Origin of the sequence: Microcoleus sp. S13_B4, assembly GCF_036700885.1 — a bacterium.
Classification (GTDB): Bacteria; Cyanobacteriota; Cyanobacteriia; order Cyanobacteriales; family Microcoleaceae; genus Microcoleus.
Genome location: NZ_JAUBPU010000072.1, coordinates 1 through 18,035, shown reverse-complemented (window position 1 = coordinate 18,035; position 18,035 = coordinate 1). Strand labels below are relative to the sequence as shown.

14 protein-coding genes are annotated in these 18,035 nt (G+C 45.7%); 12 read left to right on the top strand and 2 right to left on the bottom strand.

Features of this window, described 5'->3' with window-relative positions:
• Both QT994_RS24330 and QT994_RS24325 read left to right on the top strand, forming a co-directional pair.
• Positions 1-1,507, top strand: a 1,507-nt coding sequence (locus tag QT994_RS24330) for a WD40 repeat domain-containing protein (RefSeq protein WP_333179118.1), incomplete at its 5' end; no start/stop codon positions are given.
• A gap of 324 nt (positions 1,508-1,831) precedes the next feature.
• Positions 1,832-3,487 (top strand): SpoIID/LytB domain-containing protein, encoded by a 1,656-nt coding sequence (locus tag QT994_RS24325; protein ID WP_333179115.1) that lies wholly within the window; start codon positions 1,832-1,834, stop codon positions 3,485-3,487.
• 345 nt (positions 3,488-3,832) lie between these two features.
• On the opposite strand, the gene QT994_RS24320 is transcribed toward QT994_RS24325, so the two are convergent.
• Entirely contained in the window at positions 3,833-4,132 is a 300-nt protein-coding gene (locus QT994_RS24320; RefSeq protein ID WP_006633390.1) for a ferredoxin, read from the bottom strand.
• A gap of 524 nt (positions 4,133-4,656) precedes the next feature.
• Here QT994_RS24320 and QT994_RS24315 point away from each other — a divergent pair.
• Both QT994_RS24315 and QT994_RS24310 read left to right on the top strand, forming a co-directional pair.
• Complete coding sequence (locus QT994_RS24315; protein WP_333179113.1) at positions 4,657-5,670, top strand: Gfo/Idh/MocA family oxidoreductase; 1,014 nt, start codon at positions 4,657-4,659, stop codon at positions 5,668-5,670.
• Between the two features lie 290 nt (positions 5,671-5,960).
• Positions 5,961-7,004, top strand: a complete 1,044-nt coding sequence (locus QT994_RS24310) for a chemotaxis protein CheB (RefSeq protein WP_333179110.1) — start codon at positions 5,961-5,963, stop codon at positions 7,002-7,004.
• Positions 7,005-7,167: 163 nt separating this feature from the next.
• On the opposite strand, the gene QT994_RS24305 is transcribed toward QT994_RS24310, so the two are convergent.
• A complete protein-coding gene (locus tag QT994_RS24305) occupies positions 7,168-7,773 on the bottom strand; it encodes a glutathione S-transferase family protein (protein WP_333179107.1) in 606 nt (201 codons plus the stop codon).
• Between the two features lie 169 nt (positions 7,774-7,942).
• Here QT994_RS24305 and QT994_RS24300 point away from each other — a divergent pair, with 169 nt between their 5' ends.
• The 8 genes from QT994_RS24300 to QT994_RS24265 all read left to right on the top strand — a co-directional run bounded on the left by QT994_RS24300 (position 7,943) and on the right by QT994_RS24265 (position 17,910).
• Positions 7,943-8,851 carry a DMT family transporter gene (locus tag QT994_RS24300; protein WP_333179104.1) on the top strand — a complete coding sequence of 303 codons (909 nt, stop codon included), beginning with the start codon at positions 7,943-7,945 and terminating at the stop codon, positions 8,849-8,851.
• Positions 8,852-8,939: 88 nt separating this feature from the next.
• Positions 8,940-9,395, top strand: a complete 456-nt coding sequence (locus QT994_RS24295) for a pyridoxamine 5'-phosphate oxidase family protein (RefSeq protein ID WP_333179101.1) — start codon at positions 8,940-8,942, stop codon at positions 9,393-9,395.
• A 53-nt stretch (positions 9,396-9,448) separates the two neighbouring features.
• Entirely contained in the window at positions 9,449-12,307 is a 2,859-nt protein-coding gene (locus QT994_RS24290; protein WP_333179098.1) for a cation-transporting P-type ATPase, read from the top strand.
• A 374-nt stretch (positions 12,308-12,681) separates the two neighbouring features.
• Positions 12,682-13,035, top strand: coding sequence for a DUF5335 family protein (locus QT994_RS24285; RefSeq protein ID WP_333179094.1), 354 nt, complete (start codon positions 12,682-12,684; stop codon positions 13,033-13,035).
• A gap of 189 nt (positions 13,036-13,224) precedes the next feature.
• Complete coding sequence (locus tag QT994_RS24280) at positions 13,225-13,962, top strand: SDR family oxidoreductase (RefSeq protein WP_333048441.1); 738 nt, start codon at positions 13,225-13,227, stop codon at positions 13,960-13,962.
• Positions 13,963-13,979: 17 nt separating this feature from the next.
• A complete protein-coding gene (locus QT994_RS24275) occupies positions 13,980-14,963 on the top strand; it encodes an aldo/keto reductase (protein ID WP_333179091.1) in 984 nt (327 codons plus the stop codon).
• A 457-nt stretch (positions 14,964-15,420) separates the two neighbouring features.
• Complete coding sequence (locus QT994_RS24270) at positions 15,421-16,317, top strand: hypothetical protein (RefSeq protein WP_333179088.1); 897 nt, start codon at positions 15,421-15,423, stop codon at positions 16,315-16,317.
• 324 nt (positions 16,318-16,641) lie between these two features.
• Positions 16,642-17,910, top strand: a complete 1,269-nt coding sequence (locus QT994_RS24265) for a pentapeptide repeat-containing protein (protein ID WP_333179132.1) — start codon at positions 16,642-16,644, stop codon at positions 17,908-17,910.
• The last annotated feature ends 125 nt before the right edge of the window (positions 17,911-18,035 follow it).

Sequence of the window (18,035 nt, the reverse complement as noted above, 5' to 3'; positions counted from 1 at the left end):
TACGGCATCAAGGGACAAAACAGCCCGGTTGTGGGATTTAACAGGCAAGCTGATACAAGAATTTAAAGGACATCAAGATGGGGTATCGAGTGTCAGTTTTAGTCCCGACGGCAAATACATCGCTACGGCATCAAGGGACAAAACAGCCCGGTTGTGGGATTTAACAGGCAAGCTGATACAAGAATTTAAAGGACATCAAGGTTTGGTATCGAGTGTCAGTTTTAGTCCCGACGGCAAATACATCGCTACGGCATCAGGGGACTATACAGCAAGATTGTGGGATTTAACAGGTAAGTTGATAGCAGAACTTAAAGGACATCAAGATGGGGTATGGAGTGTCAGTTTTAGTCCCGACGGCAAATACATCGCTACGGCATCATTGGACAAAACAGTAAGGTTGTGGGATTCAATAGGCAACCTGATCCAAGAATTTAAAGGGGATCAAAATTTGCTATTGAGTGTCAGTTTCAGCCCCGATAGCAAATACATCGCTACGGCATCATTTGACAAAACAGCAAGGTTGTGGGATGTAATCGGCAAGCACATAAAAAAATTTATAGGACCTCAAGATGGGGTATCGAGTGTCAATTTGAGTCCCGACGGCAAATACACCGTTGTTATATCAGGGGACAAAGCAGTAAGGTTATGGGATTTAACAGGTAAGTTGATCCAAGAATTTAAAGGACATAAAGAGTGGGTATCGAGTGTCAGTTTTAGTCCCGACGGCAAATACATCGCTACATCAGATGACAAAACAGTAAGGTTATGGGATTTAACAGGTAAGTTGATCCAAGAATTTAAAGGACATCAAAATTCAGTAACAAGTGTCAGTTTTAGTCCCGACGGCAAATACATCGCTACGGGATCATCGGACAAAACAGCAAGGTTGTGGGATTTAACCGGCAAGCTGATACAGGTATTTAAAGGACATCAAGATGGGGTAACGAGTGTCAGTTTTAGTCCCGACGGCAAATACATCGCTACGGGATCATCGGACAAAACAGCAAGGTTGTGGGATTTAACCGGCAAGCTGATACAGGTATTTAAAGGACATCAAGATGGGGTAACGAGTGTCAGTTTTAGTCCCGACGGCAAATACATCGCTACGGGATCATCGGACAAAACAGCAAGGTTGTGGGATTTAACAGGCAAGCTGATACAGGTATTTAAAGGACATCAAGATGGGGTAACGAGTGTCAGTTTTAGTCCCGACGGCAAATACATCGCTACGGGATCATCGGACAAAACAGCAAGGTTGTGGGATTTAACAGGCAAGCTGATACAAGAATTTAAAGGACATCAATATGGGGTATGGAGTGTCAGTTTTAGTCCCGACGGCAAATACATCGTTACGGCATCATATGACACTACAGCCCGGTTGTGGCGAATTAAAAGTTTAGATGAAATGCTGGTGCAAGGCTGCGATTGGCTGCACGACTATTTGCAGAATAATGCTGATGAAAGCGATAAACACCTCTGCGATGAGATTAGTGCTCAGAAAAAATGATTAGCCAATCAGTCGGTAGGTGCAAATAAACCTGACCGTGTAAAAGAATGTAAAGCGATCGCAACTTTTGCGATTGCTGCATTTCACCCGCAATGACAGATTGACCGCAGGGGGCCCAGAAACCGGGTTTTTTACGAAAAGACCAGTTGCAGCGCGCATACGGGCGTAAAAAACCCGGTTTCTTTGGTCTGGCGTAAGTCCTGACTTAACAGAATTCTGGCAATTAAACCAGCTTATCTTCGGCAACTCCCGTATAGCAGCGGCCAAATGTGCTAACGTACAATCAAAAATCCCCCAATTTCAACTATCGCGAGACAGATAACCGTGTTCGCTCAAGCACCTCCCACTCCCAATTACAAATGGTTTAGCTGCATTTCTAGCACTGTTTTCACCGCATTGTGCCTGTTGCCTCTTTTCAGCGCTGCGGGATACGCCCAAACTCCCCAAAATAGACCCATTAAAATCGGCGTGGTGCAGCGGTTTGGCACCAAAGCAACCGACAAACTAACGCTGAAAGCATTACCGGGCGACAGCTTAACTTTGCGTTACAAAACTCCCCAAGGCATAGAAACCAAAACTGCTGCTAGCGTCAAGTTAGAAATAGCCCCGAAACCGCTGGAAACGCCGGCAGTAGAAGAACGAGTGGTACTAAGTTCTCACCGCAGTTTCGAGAGTGCCGAAGACAGCGCCAATCAGTGGCGCGCCCAGGGAATAGAAGTAGAAATTGCTCAACCTTTGCGCTGGCAAGTTTGGGCGAAAAGAGATGTTTATAACTCTCCTTTGGTGCGGCGCTGGCTGTTGCAAAGTTTGCAAGCTCAAGGGAACACAACAGCTTTTTTGGATTCCAAAGTTTTTAAACAAATACCCCAGGCATTTTGGGTTTTAAACGGCTTTCGTTTCAACCGCAATGAGTTGGATGTGACGGCGGGGAAAAATGTGATTGAGGTATTGGAACAAACTACTCACGAGGCGACAGCTACTGAACCAGAAAAAGCTATTCAACAAACTCGCCGTTATGGTGGCAGTTTGCACCTGCAAAAAAATTCTTACGGCACTTATACTTTGGTGAATGAAGTGCTGACGGAAACTTATTTGCGGGGTGTTGTTCCTCACGAAATAGGGGCTTTTTCGCCTTACGCTGCGATTGTCGCTCAAACTATTTTAGCGAGAACCTACGCCCTGAGAAATTTGCGCCGATTTGCTGTGGATAATTATGAGTTGTGCGCTGATGTTAACTGCCAAGTTTATCAAGGTTTGACCGAGGTTTACCCGCAAAGTGATAAGGCGATCGCCCAAACGAGCGGTTTGGTGCTAACTTACGAAAATCAGTTGGTTGACGCGCTCTATTCCGCGTCTAGCGGCGGCGTGACAGCCTCTTTTAACGATGTGTGGCAGGGCGCGGAACGTCCATATTTGCGATCGATCGTAGATTCCCCTAATAATATCTGGGATTTGTCAAAGCAGAGTTTGTCTGACGAAAACAATTTCCGCCGCTTTATGACTCTGAAAACAGGGTTTAATGAGGAAAAAGAACAAACCTTTCGGTGGCGCGAACCAGCTTCTTTGACGGCGATTGGTGGATTTCTCAAACAGTATCTTCAGAAAAAACAGCACCCGCTGGCTAATTTTAAAACGGTCACTCAGGTGGAAGTGACGCAAAGGTCAGCCGCAGGTCGAGTTTTGAAAATGAAGGTTCAAACTGACTTGGGCCCCATCGATATCGACAAAGACGAGATTCGCAATGCTTTTTACCCGCCGATTAGCACGCTTTTTTACCTAGAACCAATTTACAATCCCGACAAAACTCTCAACGGTTATGCTTTTGTCGGAGGGGGTTTCGGACACGGGGTGGGAATGAGTCAGACTGGTTCTTACAATTTAGCTAATTTGGGCTGGGATGGATCTCGAATTCTGGGCTTTTATTTTCCCGGCGCTCAAGTTGTCCCTCTCAGCGATGCGATTACATTTTGGCGCGAATAGTTTATCAGACTCGGCTTCCTAGTCGGCGATTTCCCTCGCCCCTCAACAAACTTTCGTCCCTCTCGCTTGAGACTAAATATTAGTCCTAAAACTTTTAGATTTTAGACTTTGGATTCTAGATTGGTTTCACAGTTAATCTAAAATCTGCCATCTAAAATCTAAAATTATTTGGTCAGCTATCTGCCCAAACAGCTAGGCATTCCTAGCTGGGAGTGACAGACTGCTGGCGGCTTTGTTGCAATGTTAGACACAGAAACCCGGTTTCTTAACATAATTGCGCTATTTCAGCTTAATTTTGGAAACGAGAAACCGGGTTTCTTAGGGTATCACGCAGAGCGTCCTTTCTTAGTACAGTTGTTCTTCTTGGTGAGTTTCGATCGTACAGTCAGACTTGGGATAGGCGACGCAGGTGAGGACAAATCCGGCCTCGATTTGGTCATCGTCCAAGAAAGATTGGTCGGATTGGTCAATTTCGCCTTTGGTGATTTTGCCGGCGCAGGTGGAGCAAGCACCAGCGCGGCAAGAGTAGGGGAGGTCGAGTCCTGCTTCTTCTGCAGCATCAAGAATGTAAGTATCGTCATCAACGTCAATGGTCTGGTTAATTCCTTCGGCTTCGCTGATGAGGGTAACTTTGTAAGTCGCCATGCACTAATCCTCTCAAAAATTCAACAAGATCTATAATTTTTCCTAATGCAACCTTCAAGGCTCTATTAGCTTTGAGGTTAGGTCTTAGGTTTGTTCCCTCTATGATAGTAGGGGATAGAAGGGAGGTTGACACACTTATTTACAGAACATTTGAATGGGATTAGTTATAACTTTTTCTAATTTCATCTTGATTACTTATACCTATGTTGGGTTCAGCCTTGTGATACTGTTGCCGCAAGACTTGCGCTAAATAATCCGGTTTCTAGGAAAAATCCTGTTTTGAGCCCTACAGCACAAAAACCGGGTTGTGGGTATGCGGTGTATCGATCGACCTTCAGCAAGGCTGGCTACAAGGTAAGTCCCAGCAGGCGGTGAAATGTATAGTGAGATCGCATCAAAACTTGGGTGTTGAAGGCTCGATCGAATAAATCGCACCACAACCACAGCTTAAAATCTGGGCGATAGAACCCTAAACCCCAGCAGCGCAAGTCTGTAACTATCTAAAATCTTAAATCTCAAATCCCATGACTAATATTGATACTCGCTTTGGTTTTTCGGTTAATTCTCCAATTCGCGTGGGAATTGTGGGTACTGGTTTTGCCGCTAAGTTGAGGGCCGAGACAATTCAAGCTGATGGGCGATCGCACTTGGTAGCGGTTGCTGGCCACACCCCGGAAAAAACCGCAGCATTTTGTCAAGGGTTCGGGGCAGAAGCTGCGGTTTCTTGGCGCAAGCTGGTAGAAAGAGACGATTTAGATTTGGTTATTGTCTGTACGGTGAATCGGGATCACGGGGCGATCGTCCTGGCGGCGCTAGAAAATGACAAGCACGTTGTGGTGGAATATCCTCTATCTTTAGACGTATCTGAAGCAGAAAGGGCGATCGAACTTGCCGCCCAAAAGCAAAAACTCCTTCACATCGAACACATCGAACTATTAGGCGGTTTGCACCAAGCAATCAAAGAATCTTTGCCCTTAATCGGTAAAGTTTTTTACGCCCGCTACATTACTATTACTCCTCAACATCCAGCCCTGCAGCGGTGGACTTATCAACATTCCCTCTTTGGCTTTCCGTTAGTTGGTGCAATTTCGCGACTGCACCGATTTACCGATTTATTCGGAGAAGTAACAAGCGTTAACTGTCAAGCTCAATTTTGGGACACTCAGCCGGATTTCTACAAAGCTTGTTTGTGCAATGCACAGTTGCGCTTTGCCAATAGCATTGTGGCTGAAGCTGTTTATGGAAAAGGAGAGACTTTTTGGCAGTCGGAAAACATTTTTACCATCTACGGAGAAGCAGGAACGCTGGTTTTTACTCCTGAATCCGGTCAATTAATTCAGGGAGAAAATCGGCCCAACATCAAAGTAGGGACGCGGCGCGGTTTGTTTGCCAAAGACACCGATATGGTGTTGGAATATTTGTCAAACAGTACGCCTTTGTACGTTAATAATGCCAGTAGTTTGTACGCTTTGAAAGTGGCAGACGCTGCGAGGCGATCGAGTGAGATTGGGCAAAATGTACCCCTTAACAATTCATAAATAGGACTGACGCAATAAATCGTTTTTTATGTTATGTATAGGGTAAGGTGGGCTGCGGCGCATTCCAGTAAAATTGCCAGAGTCTATCTATAGTAGTTCGTACTCTAACTTAGATTAGAGAGTTATGCCTATAAGCAAAAATATTTAGAACTAAAAGCACTGTCGAATGCAGGTTTTAGCATGGACGACCCTTTTGTCACTGCTGCTAAACATCAGCTTTCGTTGTGCTAAAAAATTCAAAAAACCTAGATAACATTAGGCTGCTTTCAGTCACTAAAAAAAAGGAATTTATGCCTGGACACGACATTATCGTTATTGGAACTTCGGCAGGGGGACTCAAAGCACTGGGCGCGATCGTGGGTACTCTGCCTACTGACATAGATGCTGCCATCTTTATTGTTCAGCACCTCGCAGCCGATAAGCCCAGCATTCTTCCCAAAATTCTGGCAGATGTAGGCTCTCTCCCGGCATCTCACCCGTCCGACGGAGAGCCAATTCAAAAAGGGCGAATCTACGTCGCGCCGCCCGATTATCACCTGTTGGTCAATCAAGGCTCAATGCGCGTGGTGCGTGGGCCTCAAGAAAATAGATTTCGACCCGCGATCGATGCGTTATTTCGTTCAGCCGCTCGTGCTTATGGTTCAAGGGTGGTGGGTGTGGTACTGACTGGCTATCTGGATGATGGCACGGTGGGATTGCAGGCGGTCAAGAAACAGGGCGGAGTGGCGATCGTCCAAGATCCAAAAGAAGCAGAATACCCCAGCATGGCAACGAGTGCCTTGCGATATGTGAAGGTCGATCACTGCCTGCCACTCGCAGAAATCCCACACCTGCTAGTGCGTTTGTCGAATCAACCCGTCGCCGAAGAGGAGGCATACCCCGTGAGCGAAGAGATCGAAATTGAATCTAAGATTGCTGAACAGCAAATGAATACCCAGGAGTTTTTAAAGAATGTAGAAGCGATCGGAACTCGGACAACTTACACCTGCCCTGAATGCAACGGCAGCATCTGGCAAATTGGCAAATCAGAGCCGCTGCGGTTTCGCTGTCACATCGGGCACTCCTTTACGGCTGATGTGTTTCTATCAGAGCAAACTCAGAATATTGAAAATGCTTTGTGGTCGGCTGTGAGGGCAATGGAGGAAAAGGTCACGTTCTCGCGTCAAATGTCTGAGCGGATGAAAAATTACAATTTACAAAGTGCGGCAGCAAAATACGAAGATCACGCCAAAAGCCTGGATGGCGAAGTATCGCTGATTCGAGAGATCATTCTCAAGGGCTTTGCCACGAAACGAACCATTGCCGCCGAAACAGAGGAAGAGCTGCCAAAGTAACTCAACGTCGATAACGTTTTCTTTCCACCCAGCAATACGCTTAACCAGTGTTTTACAGCCGCGTAAAATTTTTGTCGTCAAGGCGCAGCAGTTATGACTTTGGACAACTGAGAAATGTAACGGTAATGTTCTAGACGTATAGTATTTTTAGCCTCATTTAAATTTAATTTAAGTGTGTAATGCTGATAGATCGAGGTTGATTTTCTACTCGATTTATCCAAGTTTGAATGGCGGGAAACCCGGTCAAATCAAATCCGCCCTCACCAGCAACGTGCGTGTAAGCAAATAAACCGATGTCAGCAATTGTATAGCGATCGCCTACAAAAAAAGCATGGTTTGCTAAATGCTGTTCCATCACCCCCAAAGCAGCATAACCCGGTGCTTGTTTTTGTTGAAGTGCTTCTTGATATTCCTCAACTTTACCTGTCATGTACCAAAAGCGAGAAGTCGCAATAAAAGGTTCATGGCTGTATTGTTCAAAGAATAACCACTGCATGACTTGGGCGCGTTCAAATTTATCACACGGGAAAAACTCTGTTCCTTCGCTCAAATAAAACATAATTGCATTTGATTCAAATAGAAATTCACCCGGTTCTATTTCTAAAACAGGAATACGCCCGTTAGGATTTTTTAGCAAAAACTCAGTAGTTCGACTTTCTCCTTTGAGAATGTCTATCTCGATCTTCGTGAAGGGAATATTAAGCTGAGTTAAAAGTAAGCGAATTTTGTAACAATTACCCGAGCGAGAATATTCGTAAAGTTTCAACATGAGTATTTTTTTATATACCGCAGAGAACACAAAGCGCGCAGAGTAAAAAAAGAAACAGAAGTTCACAAGTTATTAGTGTAGCATTTGCTGGTAAAAGCAGAATTGCTACGTTCACGAATAAAATGGGTAAGGTGCAACCCGAGCACCATTCATCAATATTGGAGCCTAAATGACATCATACTGGAAAAATCTTCACTTAAATTCGGAAACTCTGGGCTTAATATACGGTTTTTTGGGCGTAGTTGGATTTAGCTTGACATTACCGGCAACCAGAGCCGCTGTGATAGATTTAGACCCGCTTTTTGTAGGTTTAGGACGCGGATTAGTAGCAGCTATACTAGCAGCCTTTACTCTGCGGATAACGCATCAACCCATTCCCTTAAAACAGCAACTTTGGAGTTTATTAGTTGTCGGATTGGGAGTTGTTTTGGGATTTCCGGTACTATCGGCTTGGGCAATGCAGCAAGTACCTGCCGCCCACGGTGCTGTGGTGTTAGGATTGTTGCCTTTAGCAACAGCGATAGCAGGGTTTTTGCGAGCTGGCGATCGCCCTGATTTCAGCTTTTGGATTGCTAGCATTGTCGGTAGTACAACCGTTGTTGTTTTTGGAATTATTAGTGGCGCTGGACAGCTTCAGTCGGCAGATTTAGCTTTGTTTGGAGCCGTAATTGCTGCTGCTTTTGGCTATGCTGAAGGTGGGCGATTAGCTAAGGTTTTAGGCGGGTGGCAAGTTATCTGTTGGGCTTTGGTTATTGTAGCTCCTTTCGAGGTTTTGCCAACAATATTAGTTGTCTTAAAACAAGGGTTGATAGCTTCACCGATAGCTTGGTTCGGTTTTGCTTATGTGAGTATTTTTAGTCAATTTATCGCATTTTTTGCCTGGTATCATGGTATGGCAATTGGTGGAGTAGCCCGGGTAGGTCAAATTCAGTTGTTGCAACCATTTTTGACGCTCTTGGCCTCGGCAATTTTGCTTGGTGAAACTCTGGAGCCGATCGCCCTTGGCACCGCCTGTTTAGTTGTAGCGAGCGTAGCTGTCGGTAAAAAAGCATCAATTAAGCGGGCAGAAGATTTGTGAGGCGATCTACTCTATCTAATGACAGATGTAAAGCTTGGACTATTTCTCTTGAATACTACTAATTAACTAAACCTTTAGGAAAATACTAATGTTAGATATTGATGAAATGGGGCAAAAAGAAATACACGAACTCCTACACAAAGTAGGATACGGTCATCTGGGCTGCATACACGAAGGCAAGCCCTACGTGATACCAATGAATTATTATCTCGAAGAAGAGGACATTTACCTGTTTACAACGATCGGCATGAAGACTCACGATCTTGATGCAAATCCAGAAATTTGTTTGCAGGTTGAAGAAATACGCGAGCCGCTTCATTGGCGCAGCGCGATCGTCAATGGTCGAGCCTCGCGCCTCACTGAACAGGAAGATATCGATCGGGTAATGCACCTCGTTAAAGAGCGCAATCCCATGCTCTCACCTGCGATCAATCGAACCTGGACTGATTCTCAGGGACGTTCAGAGGTAATTGCAATCTACCGCATCGACGCGAGTGAAATGAGCGGACGCACGACTGATGGAATCAGCAGTAAGAACCTATAGGAGCGCTCTCGTCAACCGTGCAGCAAACTTATGAGGCAACTTGTTGATCCTGTATGGCATCTCATGCACCTGTTTGGACACTATCGACCCAGCAAGTCTACGAAACCCTGTCAACTTCAGAAAAGGGACTGTCAGAGGCAGAAACAGCAATTAGAATCAAGCATTACGGGTTTAATGAACTGCCCGAACCAGCCAGAAGATCGCTATTACTCCGCTTCACGGATCAGTTGACGCATTTCATGGCACTCTTGCTCTGGGTTGCAGGTGCGCTGGCTTTTGTGTCCGGTACACCAGAACTCGGCTGGGCAGTCTGGGCTGTAATCTGGATTAATGCCGGTTTCAGTTTTTGGCAAGAATTCCAGGCAGAACAAGCGTTAACAGCACTCAATAAAATGTTGCCCGCCCGCGCTAAAGTCTATCGAGGTGGCAAGCTAGGTGAGATTCCCGTCAGGGAGATGGTTCCGGGAGATGTCATGCAATTGGAAGAGGGCGATCGCATCTCTGCTGATGCCAGATTGGTTTCGGCTCAGTCTTGTTATGTCGATGTCTCGGTGCTGACTGGAGAATCGCTGCCGGTTGCCCGATCGGCGGAACCTGTAGCCACTGAAAAGATGCGTGCCTCCGAATCAAGCAATCTGGTTTTTGCGGGTTCTACCGTTTCGGCAGGGCGTGGATTAGCTGTGGTGTACGCTACAGGAACTCAGACCGAGTTTGGTCAGGTTGCCCATCTCACTACAACTGTGAAGCGAGAACCTAGCACCCTGGAAGTTCAAATCAACAGCGTGGTGCACGTCATCACCACGATCGCCCTTGGGCTGGGTGTTGTGGTGTTTCTGCTGACTAACCTGTTGGTGGGCATGGAACTCAAGGAAAGCTTCATTTTTGCGATCGGGATTATTGTGGCATTTATCCCAGAAGGACTGCTGCCAACGGTGACTCTGGCTCTGGCTATGGGTGTCAAGCGCATGGCAAAGCGTAATGCTCTGGTGCGTCGGCTCTCGGCAGTGGAGACATTGAGTGCCACAACGGTCATCTGTACAGACAAAACAGGGACGCTGACCAAGAATGAGATGACGGTTTGCCGACTCTGGATTCCGACATCTGAGATTACAGTAACTGGAATAGGGTACGACCCGACGGGAGGAGAGGTACAAGTTCCTGCTGGGCGAATGGAATCACAGGTAAAGCTGCTGTTGGCGGGTTCGGCGCTCTGTTCCAATGCCCGCTTGAACCATCCTGCAGGTTCCAGTCAATGGCAGGAGATTGGCGATCCCACTGAAGCGGCTCTGCTGGTGGCTGCCCTAAAAAAGAAACTGAACTTTGAAGAACTACAGCGTCAGCTTAAGAGAACGCAGGAAGTTCCTTTTGATTCGCGCAGACGGATGATGAGTGTCGTGCTGCAAAGAAGTTCGGATAATTCAGGTTTAGGGTTTGAGTTAGAAGGGCAATCGGACAATCTCAAACCGCTAACGGCTCCCTATCTGATTTTTACAAAGGGATCGCCATTGGACGTGCTGCAACACTGTAAACAGATTTTGAAAGATGGACACATAGAAGAATTATCAGCAGCAGAACGGGCAGAGGTGACTGCTGTTAATGATGGATTTGCAAGTCGAGGTTATCGAGTTCTGGGACTTGCCACGCGGCAGAAAGAGGATCAACCGCAAGACGCCCAGGAATTGGAGCAAAATCTGATCTTTGTTGGGTTGGTGGCAATGATTGACCCGCCGAGAGCAGAAGTTGCGGACGCGATCGCCCAATGCCATCAAGCAGGTATCCAGGTGACGATGGTAACAGGAGATTATGGACTCACCGCAGAAGCGATTGCCCAGCAAATTGGCTTAGTAGATGGTAAAGCTAGGGTAGTTACGGGCGAAGAAATGGGACATCTTTCGGATGCCCAGTTGTGTCAAATATTGCAGCAAAAATCCGGGTTAATCTTTGCTCGCGTACAGCCGGAACAGAAGTTAAGGCTGGTTCAGGCTTACATCAGGATGGGTCATACCGTAGCGGTGACGGGTGATGGGGTGAATGATGCTCCAGCCTTGAGAGCCGCCAATATCGGCATTGCGATGGGGCTCAGCGGCACGGATGTGGCGCGGGAAGCCGCTGATATTGTGCTGATTGATGATAATTTCGCGACTATTATTAGTGCGATCGAGGAAGGACGAGCTGTATATCAGAATATTCGCAAGTTCATCACTTACATTCTGTCCTCGAACATACCAGAATTGCTCCCTTTTCTGGCGATGGTGTTTTTTAAGATTCCGCCGGCTTTAGTCATTCTGCAAATTCTGGCGATCGATCTAGGCACAGATATGGTTCCCGCCCTAGCGTTGGGCGCAGAAGAACCGGAGGCAGGCATCTTGCTTCAACCGCCACGCAAAAAGTCGAAACCGTTACTGGATAAGTCTTTAATGCTGCGTGCCTTTTTGTTTCTAGGGTTGCTCGAAGGTGTGGTAGGAATGATAGGTTTCCTGCTGGTTTGGCGGTCAAATGGTTACGGGATTACCGAGTTGCAGGCGATGACTTCGGCGATTCTTGCCCGATCGGGGACTGCTACTGAGATGGCAATTTATCATCAAGCAACAACTGTGACGCTGGCGGCGATCGTGGCTTGTCAGGTTGGAAACGTTTTCGCCTGTCGCAGTGAGCGCACCTCAATTTTTCGCTTGGGCTTTTTTAGCAACCGTTTGATCTGGTTAGGAATTGCGGTTGAGTGGGCACTGATTCTATCTATTATCTATTTCCCACCTTTACAAAAAGTCTTTGCGACCGCACCCCTATCTCCCTGGCAATGGTCGCTGCTAATCTTCTGTCCACCATTGATACTAATCGCTGATGAAATACGAAAGAAAATTGTTTACAATTCGGGCAAAAAGATTGAGGTTCTTGTGAAGAAGCCAGTTTGAAAGTAGGCGTGTGCGGTGTCTAACCATCAGGAGACGGCACCGTGCCCACAGGTGTCAACAACCAGCCTGAAACCCCTGAGAACTCTCGCTTTTACGCCAAGTCTCCATCCCCCTTGCATCCCCCTGATTGTTGGGGGACTTTGAGCAAGTTCTTGTCCCCCCCTTCTTAAGCAGGGCTGTTTCATTCTCTTGTTGGGGCAGCCACGGGGGGCGGCCCCAATCCCTGAAACACCTACACAATCGTGGAGGAGGAGGGTAGCCACGGGGGCACTACCTACAAAATCATCGTTTTCTTGAGAATGAAACAGCCCTGCAGGGATCGGCTTTTTTTTACTACTTTTTTGCACACAATCATCATGGTAAATAAAATGGAAATGACCAATAAGATTGAAATCAACAAATCTGTGCCGCGCGAGCGATGGGGTGAATTTTTCGATCAGTTTACCGATGGCAATCGCGGACGGCATATTTCGATCGAAATCATCGGTTCAGAAGTCGGTGATGCAGAACTAATTAAGAACGCACCTCTTCATGCGATGGTTTACGATCGCCCAGGCAAGGGAGATGATTTGGTAATTGAAGTGGGTAAAGATGAGGTGACTTACGCCCACACGATCGATTCACCCACTGAAGTTTTAACGGGACAAAACTCAAACGGTTTGATGATAGCGGTTCAGATTAGTGAGGCTGCTGGGACACAAACATTGATCGAGCTACAAGCTAGTTGAGCTGGTTGAATAATCAGGACTTAGGCACGCGGGGCTAAAAAGCCGGTTTCTGCGTCAATATTTCAAAGAGCATCCATGATTTTTGGGAGAAACCGGTTTTTTTTTGCCTTAGTCCTAATAATGCTGAGTTGAGTTTATTTCAGCACCCAATGTTTCATGCCCCACACTCAATAACCCACAGAAGTCAATATGTCTGAAACTCAAAACAAAGTAGTAATCATCACCGGAGCTAGCAGTGGATTAGGTGAGGCGACTGCAAAGCGACTTGCTGCTAGTGGAGCCAAACTAATGTTAGCTGCCCGCCGCGAAGATCGGCTAAAAGAATTGGTTGCCGCGATCGCCCAATCAGGGGGAACTGCAACCTACCAAGTGACGGATGTGGCAGATTGTGCACAGGTGGAAGCCTTGGCGCAGAAAACTTTGAGTACATACGGCCGGATAGATGTACTCATCAATAATGCCGGGTTGATGCCGCTCTCTCCCCTCGATCAAGTAAAGGTGAAAGAGTGGGATCAGATGATCGATGTCAACATTAAGGGCGTTCTCTATGGGATTGCTGCCGTGTTGCCAACTATGCGTCAGCAAAAGTCTGGTCATGTCATTAACCTATCGTCTGTAGCCGGACATAAGGTGTTTTCGGGGTCAGCGGTCTACTGTGCTACTAAGTACGCAGTACGAGCGATCTCTGAAGGGTTGCGGCTAGAATCAAACGGTGAAATCCGTTCGACTAATATCTCACCAGGAGCCGTTGCCACTGAGTTGACGACCACGATTAGCGATAAAGATACAGCAGCGAGAATGAATGAATTTTATGCGATCGCCATTGATGCAGATGCCATTGCCCGCGCGATCGCCTACGCTATTGAGCAGCCCGGTGATGTTGATGTAAATGAAATCATCATCCGTCCCACAAAGCAAGAACTTTAGAGTGATAGGAAAACATCGTGAAACAGCGAAAACTCGGTAATCAAGGATTAGTCGTCTCGGAACTAGGACTCGGCTGTATGGGTATGTCCGAATTCTACGGCATAGCCGATGAGTCTGAATCGATCGCCACCATCCATCGCGCCTTAGAACTAGGCGTGACTTTGCTCGACACGGCTGATATGTACGGTGTCGGTCACAATGAGGAGTTAGTCGGCAAAGCAATTAAAGGGCATCGCGATCGAGTCATTATTGCCACGAAGTTTGGCAATGTACGCGGTAGCGACGGCAGCTTTAAGGGCGTGAATGGCAAACCCGAATATGTCCGCTCTTGCTGTGATGCCAGTCTCAAGCGTTTGGGCGTAGATGCGATCGATCTTTACTATCAGCACCGAGTCGATCCAAACACTCCGATCGAAGAAACTGTAGGTGCAATGGCGCAGCTCGTCCAAGCTGGGAAAGTTCGCTACCTTGGTCTTTCCGAAGCGGCGAGCGCCACGATCCGCCGTGCAATGGCAGTGCATCCTATTTCAGCACTCCAGACTGAATATTCGCTCTGGAGCCGGGAGCCAGAAGCGGAGATTTTGCCTACCTGCCGAGAGCTAGGGATTGGGTTTGTGCCTTATAGCCCTCTGGGCCGTGGGTTTCTCACAGGCAAAATCAAGAGCCTCGACACATTATCTGAGGGAGACTATCGGGCCGCGCGATATCCTCGCTTTCAAGGCGATAATCTCCAGCAAAATCTGGAATTAGTCGAGCAGATAGAGCAGATGGCAGCCGTTAAGGGTATCAAAGCTGGACAGTTGGCGCTGGCATGGGTATTAGCCCAAGGCGAGGACATTGTGCCAATTCCAGGCACCAAACGCCGCACCTATTTAGAAGAAAACATTGCGGCGGCTGCTGTAACGCTGACTCCAGCAGAACTAGACCAAATTGCCAAAGCGCTGCCATTAGGCATTGCAGTGGGCGATCGCTACCCCGATATGAGTACCGTCAATCGTTAGGAATTGGGGTGAGTAAAGTATTCTGGGTGCGGCTAATTTTTTGATTCAGGAGCGATAAATCATGTCAAAACTTCTTGTTTACGGTACACCTGTCAGTACCACAGTAAAGATTGACAAAGAACCTGAGAATTGGTCCATTACTTGTATTTTATTTGCTCCCAATGCTCCCCAACAGAATCCCGTTGAAGATATTTGGTTACAACCTAAAAACTTTTTAAGAAAGTATTGGTATTTATGTATGTTTTTTAAGATTATCAATTTTTTGTTTGAGTTCTTCACTAAAAAACATAAATTTGATTTTCTCAAAATTCATCAATATACTTGTACATAGAAAATCATTTAGGATCGCTATATGGGTGTGAATCGGCTTTTCATCCCATGAGGGGGGTCGAGATTGTTGAAGAAGTGCGATCGCTATTTGATTGCCAATAGATGTAGTGTTTGAAAAGTGATACTCATGTTAAAAAAATTAAAAATCATTACTCTTTCCACTCTTCTGGCGTTAGGAACAGCTACACTGGGTTCTACTGCACCTCTCCCTAGTCCTAATAATCAAGGGGATTATATGGGAAGAGCTTATCATACTTATTGGGAAGTAGTAGATCCCGACCCAAATGGGTTAAATTGTCGCATGACAAATTCTTCTTTTGAAGAACTTATGCGTGCTGACAACCGCACTCCATTTGAGTTTTTTAATTGGTCTTTAGTTGGTGTCTTAAAACAGGGACAGCGTTTTGAAAGCTTTCCTAGTAATGCTGCTGGTACTTTCAACGATACCAGGGGTTTACCTTGGCTTTTTGTAGGAAAAAGCTACGCTGCTGGTGCAGCGCAAGGTTGTTTCGTTCGCGCTAATAGTCAATTTGTCAAACCAGTACAGATGTCACCGACTCGCGTACAACCCCAAACGAGTCAACCGCTAGCAAGTTCCACAGCACTCCCGATGGAGCTTGGTTTTGACGAAGGATTTGGATCGATTGTAGTACCAGAAAGCGATACGACAGCACCGGCGTATGGAGGACGCTTAAGGCGATATGACGTTCACATTGCCAAAATGTTTGAAGTCACCCACTTTATGTGTCAACAAGAGAATTTAACACCCGGTATTACTTGGAATTACGCGGCTGGAGGTGGCAGGATTAATATGGGAAGTTTTGAAATAACCTGCCGACTTGCTAATCAAATAGCTAGTGCCTATGGTTTAGGTAAGTCGGAACCTACGAATGTGACTTTTTCGGCTGGTGAAGTCGGTCGCCCCGCTGTCAGAAGTTTCAACATTCCCATCCTAGATATTACAGGTGATAAAGTACCACGCTGGGTGAGTTTTGTGCAGGGATTTCAGCCAGTGAGGAGGTAGGGTCATCGCATTTGTAAGATGTAGGGTGTGTCATAAGTAAAATTATTCTTTCATCTAAAATCAATCTCAATTTGACGCACCCTACATCTAAGCTTGTGATTAAACTGGTTAAAATGGCTAATTTTGCTATTGAAGCTCGGCCTCGTTAGCTAAAGGTTCGATAACACTGCCGCAGGGCAAGTCCTGTTCTCAAATTGGAGATTTATTTTCTCTGACGCATCGTACAACTGCTAAACTGTAAGAATTTAGTGCGATCGCTGCTGGAAGTCTGCCGACGTTAAGGTAATATTGATAATTTTTGATTGGGTTGTAGAGGCTCACGATATGGATACTCAGGAACTTTTAAATCATTACCAAACAGGCAAAAGGGATTTCTCTGGTATTTACTTAAGCGATACCGATTTGAGTGGTGCTAATTTGAGTCGTACTAATTTAAGCGGTGCTAATTTAAGCAATACCGATTTGAGTGGTGCTAATTTAACTTGTGCTAATTTAACTTGTGCTAATTTGTGGCACACCGATTTGAGTGGTGCTAATTTAAACGGTGCTGATTTGGGGGACACTGATATGTCTGGTGCTTACTTGAGAGGTGCTAATTTATGCGATGCTAATTTGTCGAATACTGATTTGTCGGGCGCTTATTTGTCTCTCACTTATTGGAGTGGTGCTAGGTTGTGTGGCGCTAATTTAAGCGGTGCTAACTTATGTCGTGCTGATTTGTCGGACACTGATTTATCTGGCGCTGATTTGAGTAGTGCTAATTTAAGCGGTGCTAATTTAAGCGGTGCTGATTTGAGTAGTGCTGATTTGAGTAGTGCTGATTTAAGCGGTGCTGATTTAACAGAGGCCAATCTTGAATCCGCGAATCTCCAAGGGGCAAAACTCATAGCAGCGGATCTCACAGATGCAAATCTTGAAAGAGCATATATAAAACAGGCGAATTTTACAGAAGCTTACCTCACCAATGTAAATCTGAAATTAGCCATCTCTGAACCGAGAGCAACAAACACCAGTTGGACTCAGCTAGAGTTTAATTTTACAGATGCTAATATTTCTAAGCACACAAAAATACAGGGCATATTAGCTGAGCTGGGAAAAAGTTTGGGTTTTACAGTATGGGTTGCTAGAAATGACCATCGAAATAAATATAAAAATCAAGAACTAGGAAAACTTAGCTCAAAGACCTTTCATTTAATAGTGCCTCAAGATTTTCCTCAAAAAACTGAGAAAATTATTCAACTGATAGATGTTATTTGGTTCCGAAAAGAATTTCAGCAAATTGAAGCAGCTTTGGAGGTGGTATGCACTACGAGTATTTACTCAGGCTTGCTGCGAATGGCAGACCTTTCACTTTGTTCAAAACGTGGGTTGTTTGGATATAATGCTCCTGATTTTCATTGCTATACGGTTATTCCTAAAGCAAGGAAAAGGAGTTTTGAAAAACAGTTAGGCAGACCCACATTTCAAGAGCATCAAATCTTTCAGCTTTGCAAAGCAATTAATATTGAAGATATAGAATCCAAGTGGGAGAGTGACCCAAATATTATTCAGAAGATATCTTATGGTTTGGGTGAAGATGCACCCATCAATTGATAGATTGGTAGCAACTTACCTCTTGACCTCATAATGGAGCGATACTTTAAACAAAAAGCGCCCCTATTACTAGGAGCGCTTTTTGTCAATCAAAGACTAAAACTTAGCCATTGATAGAAGGAGCA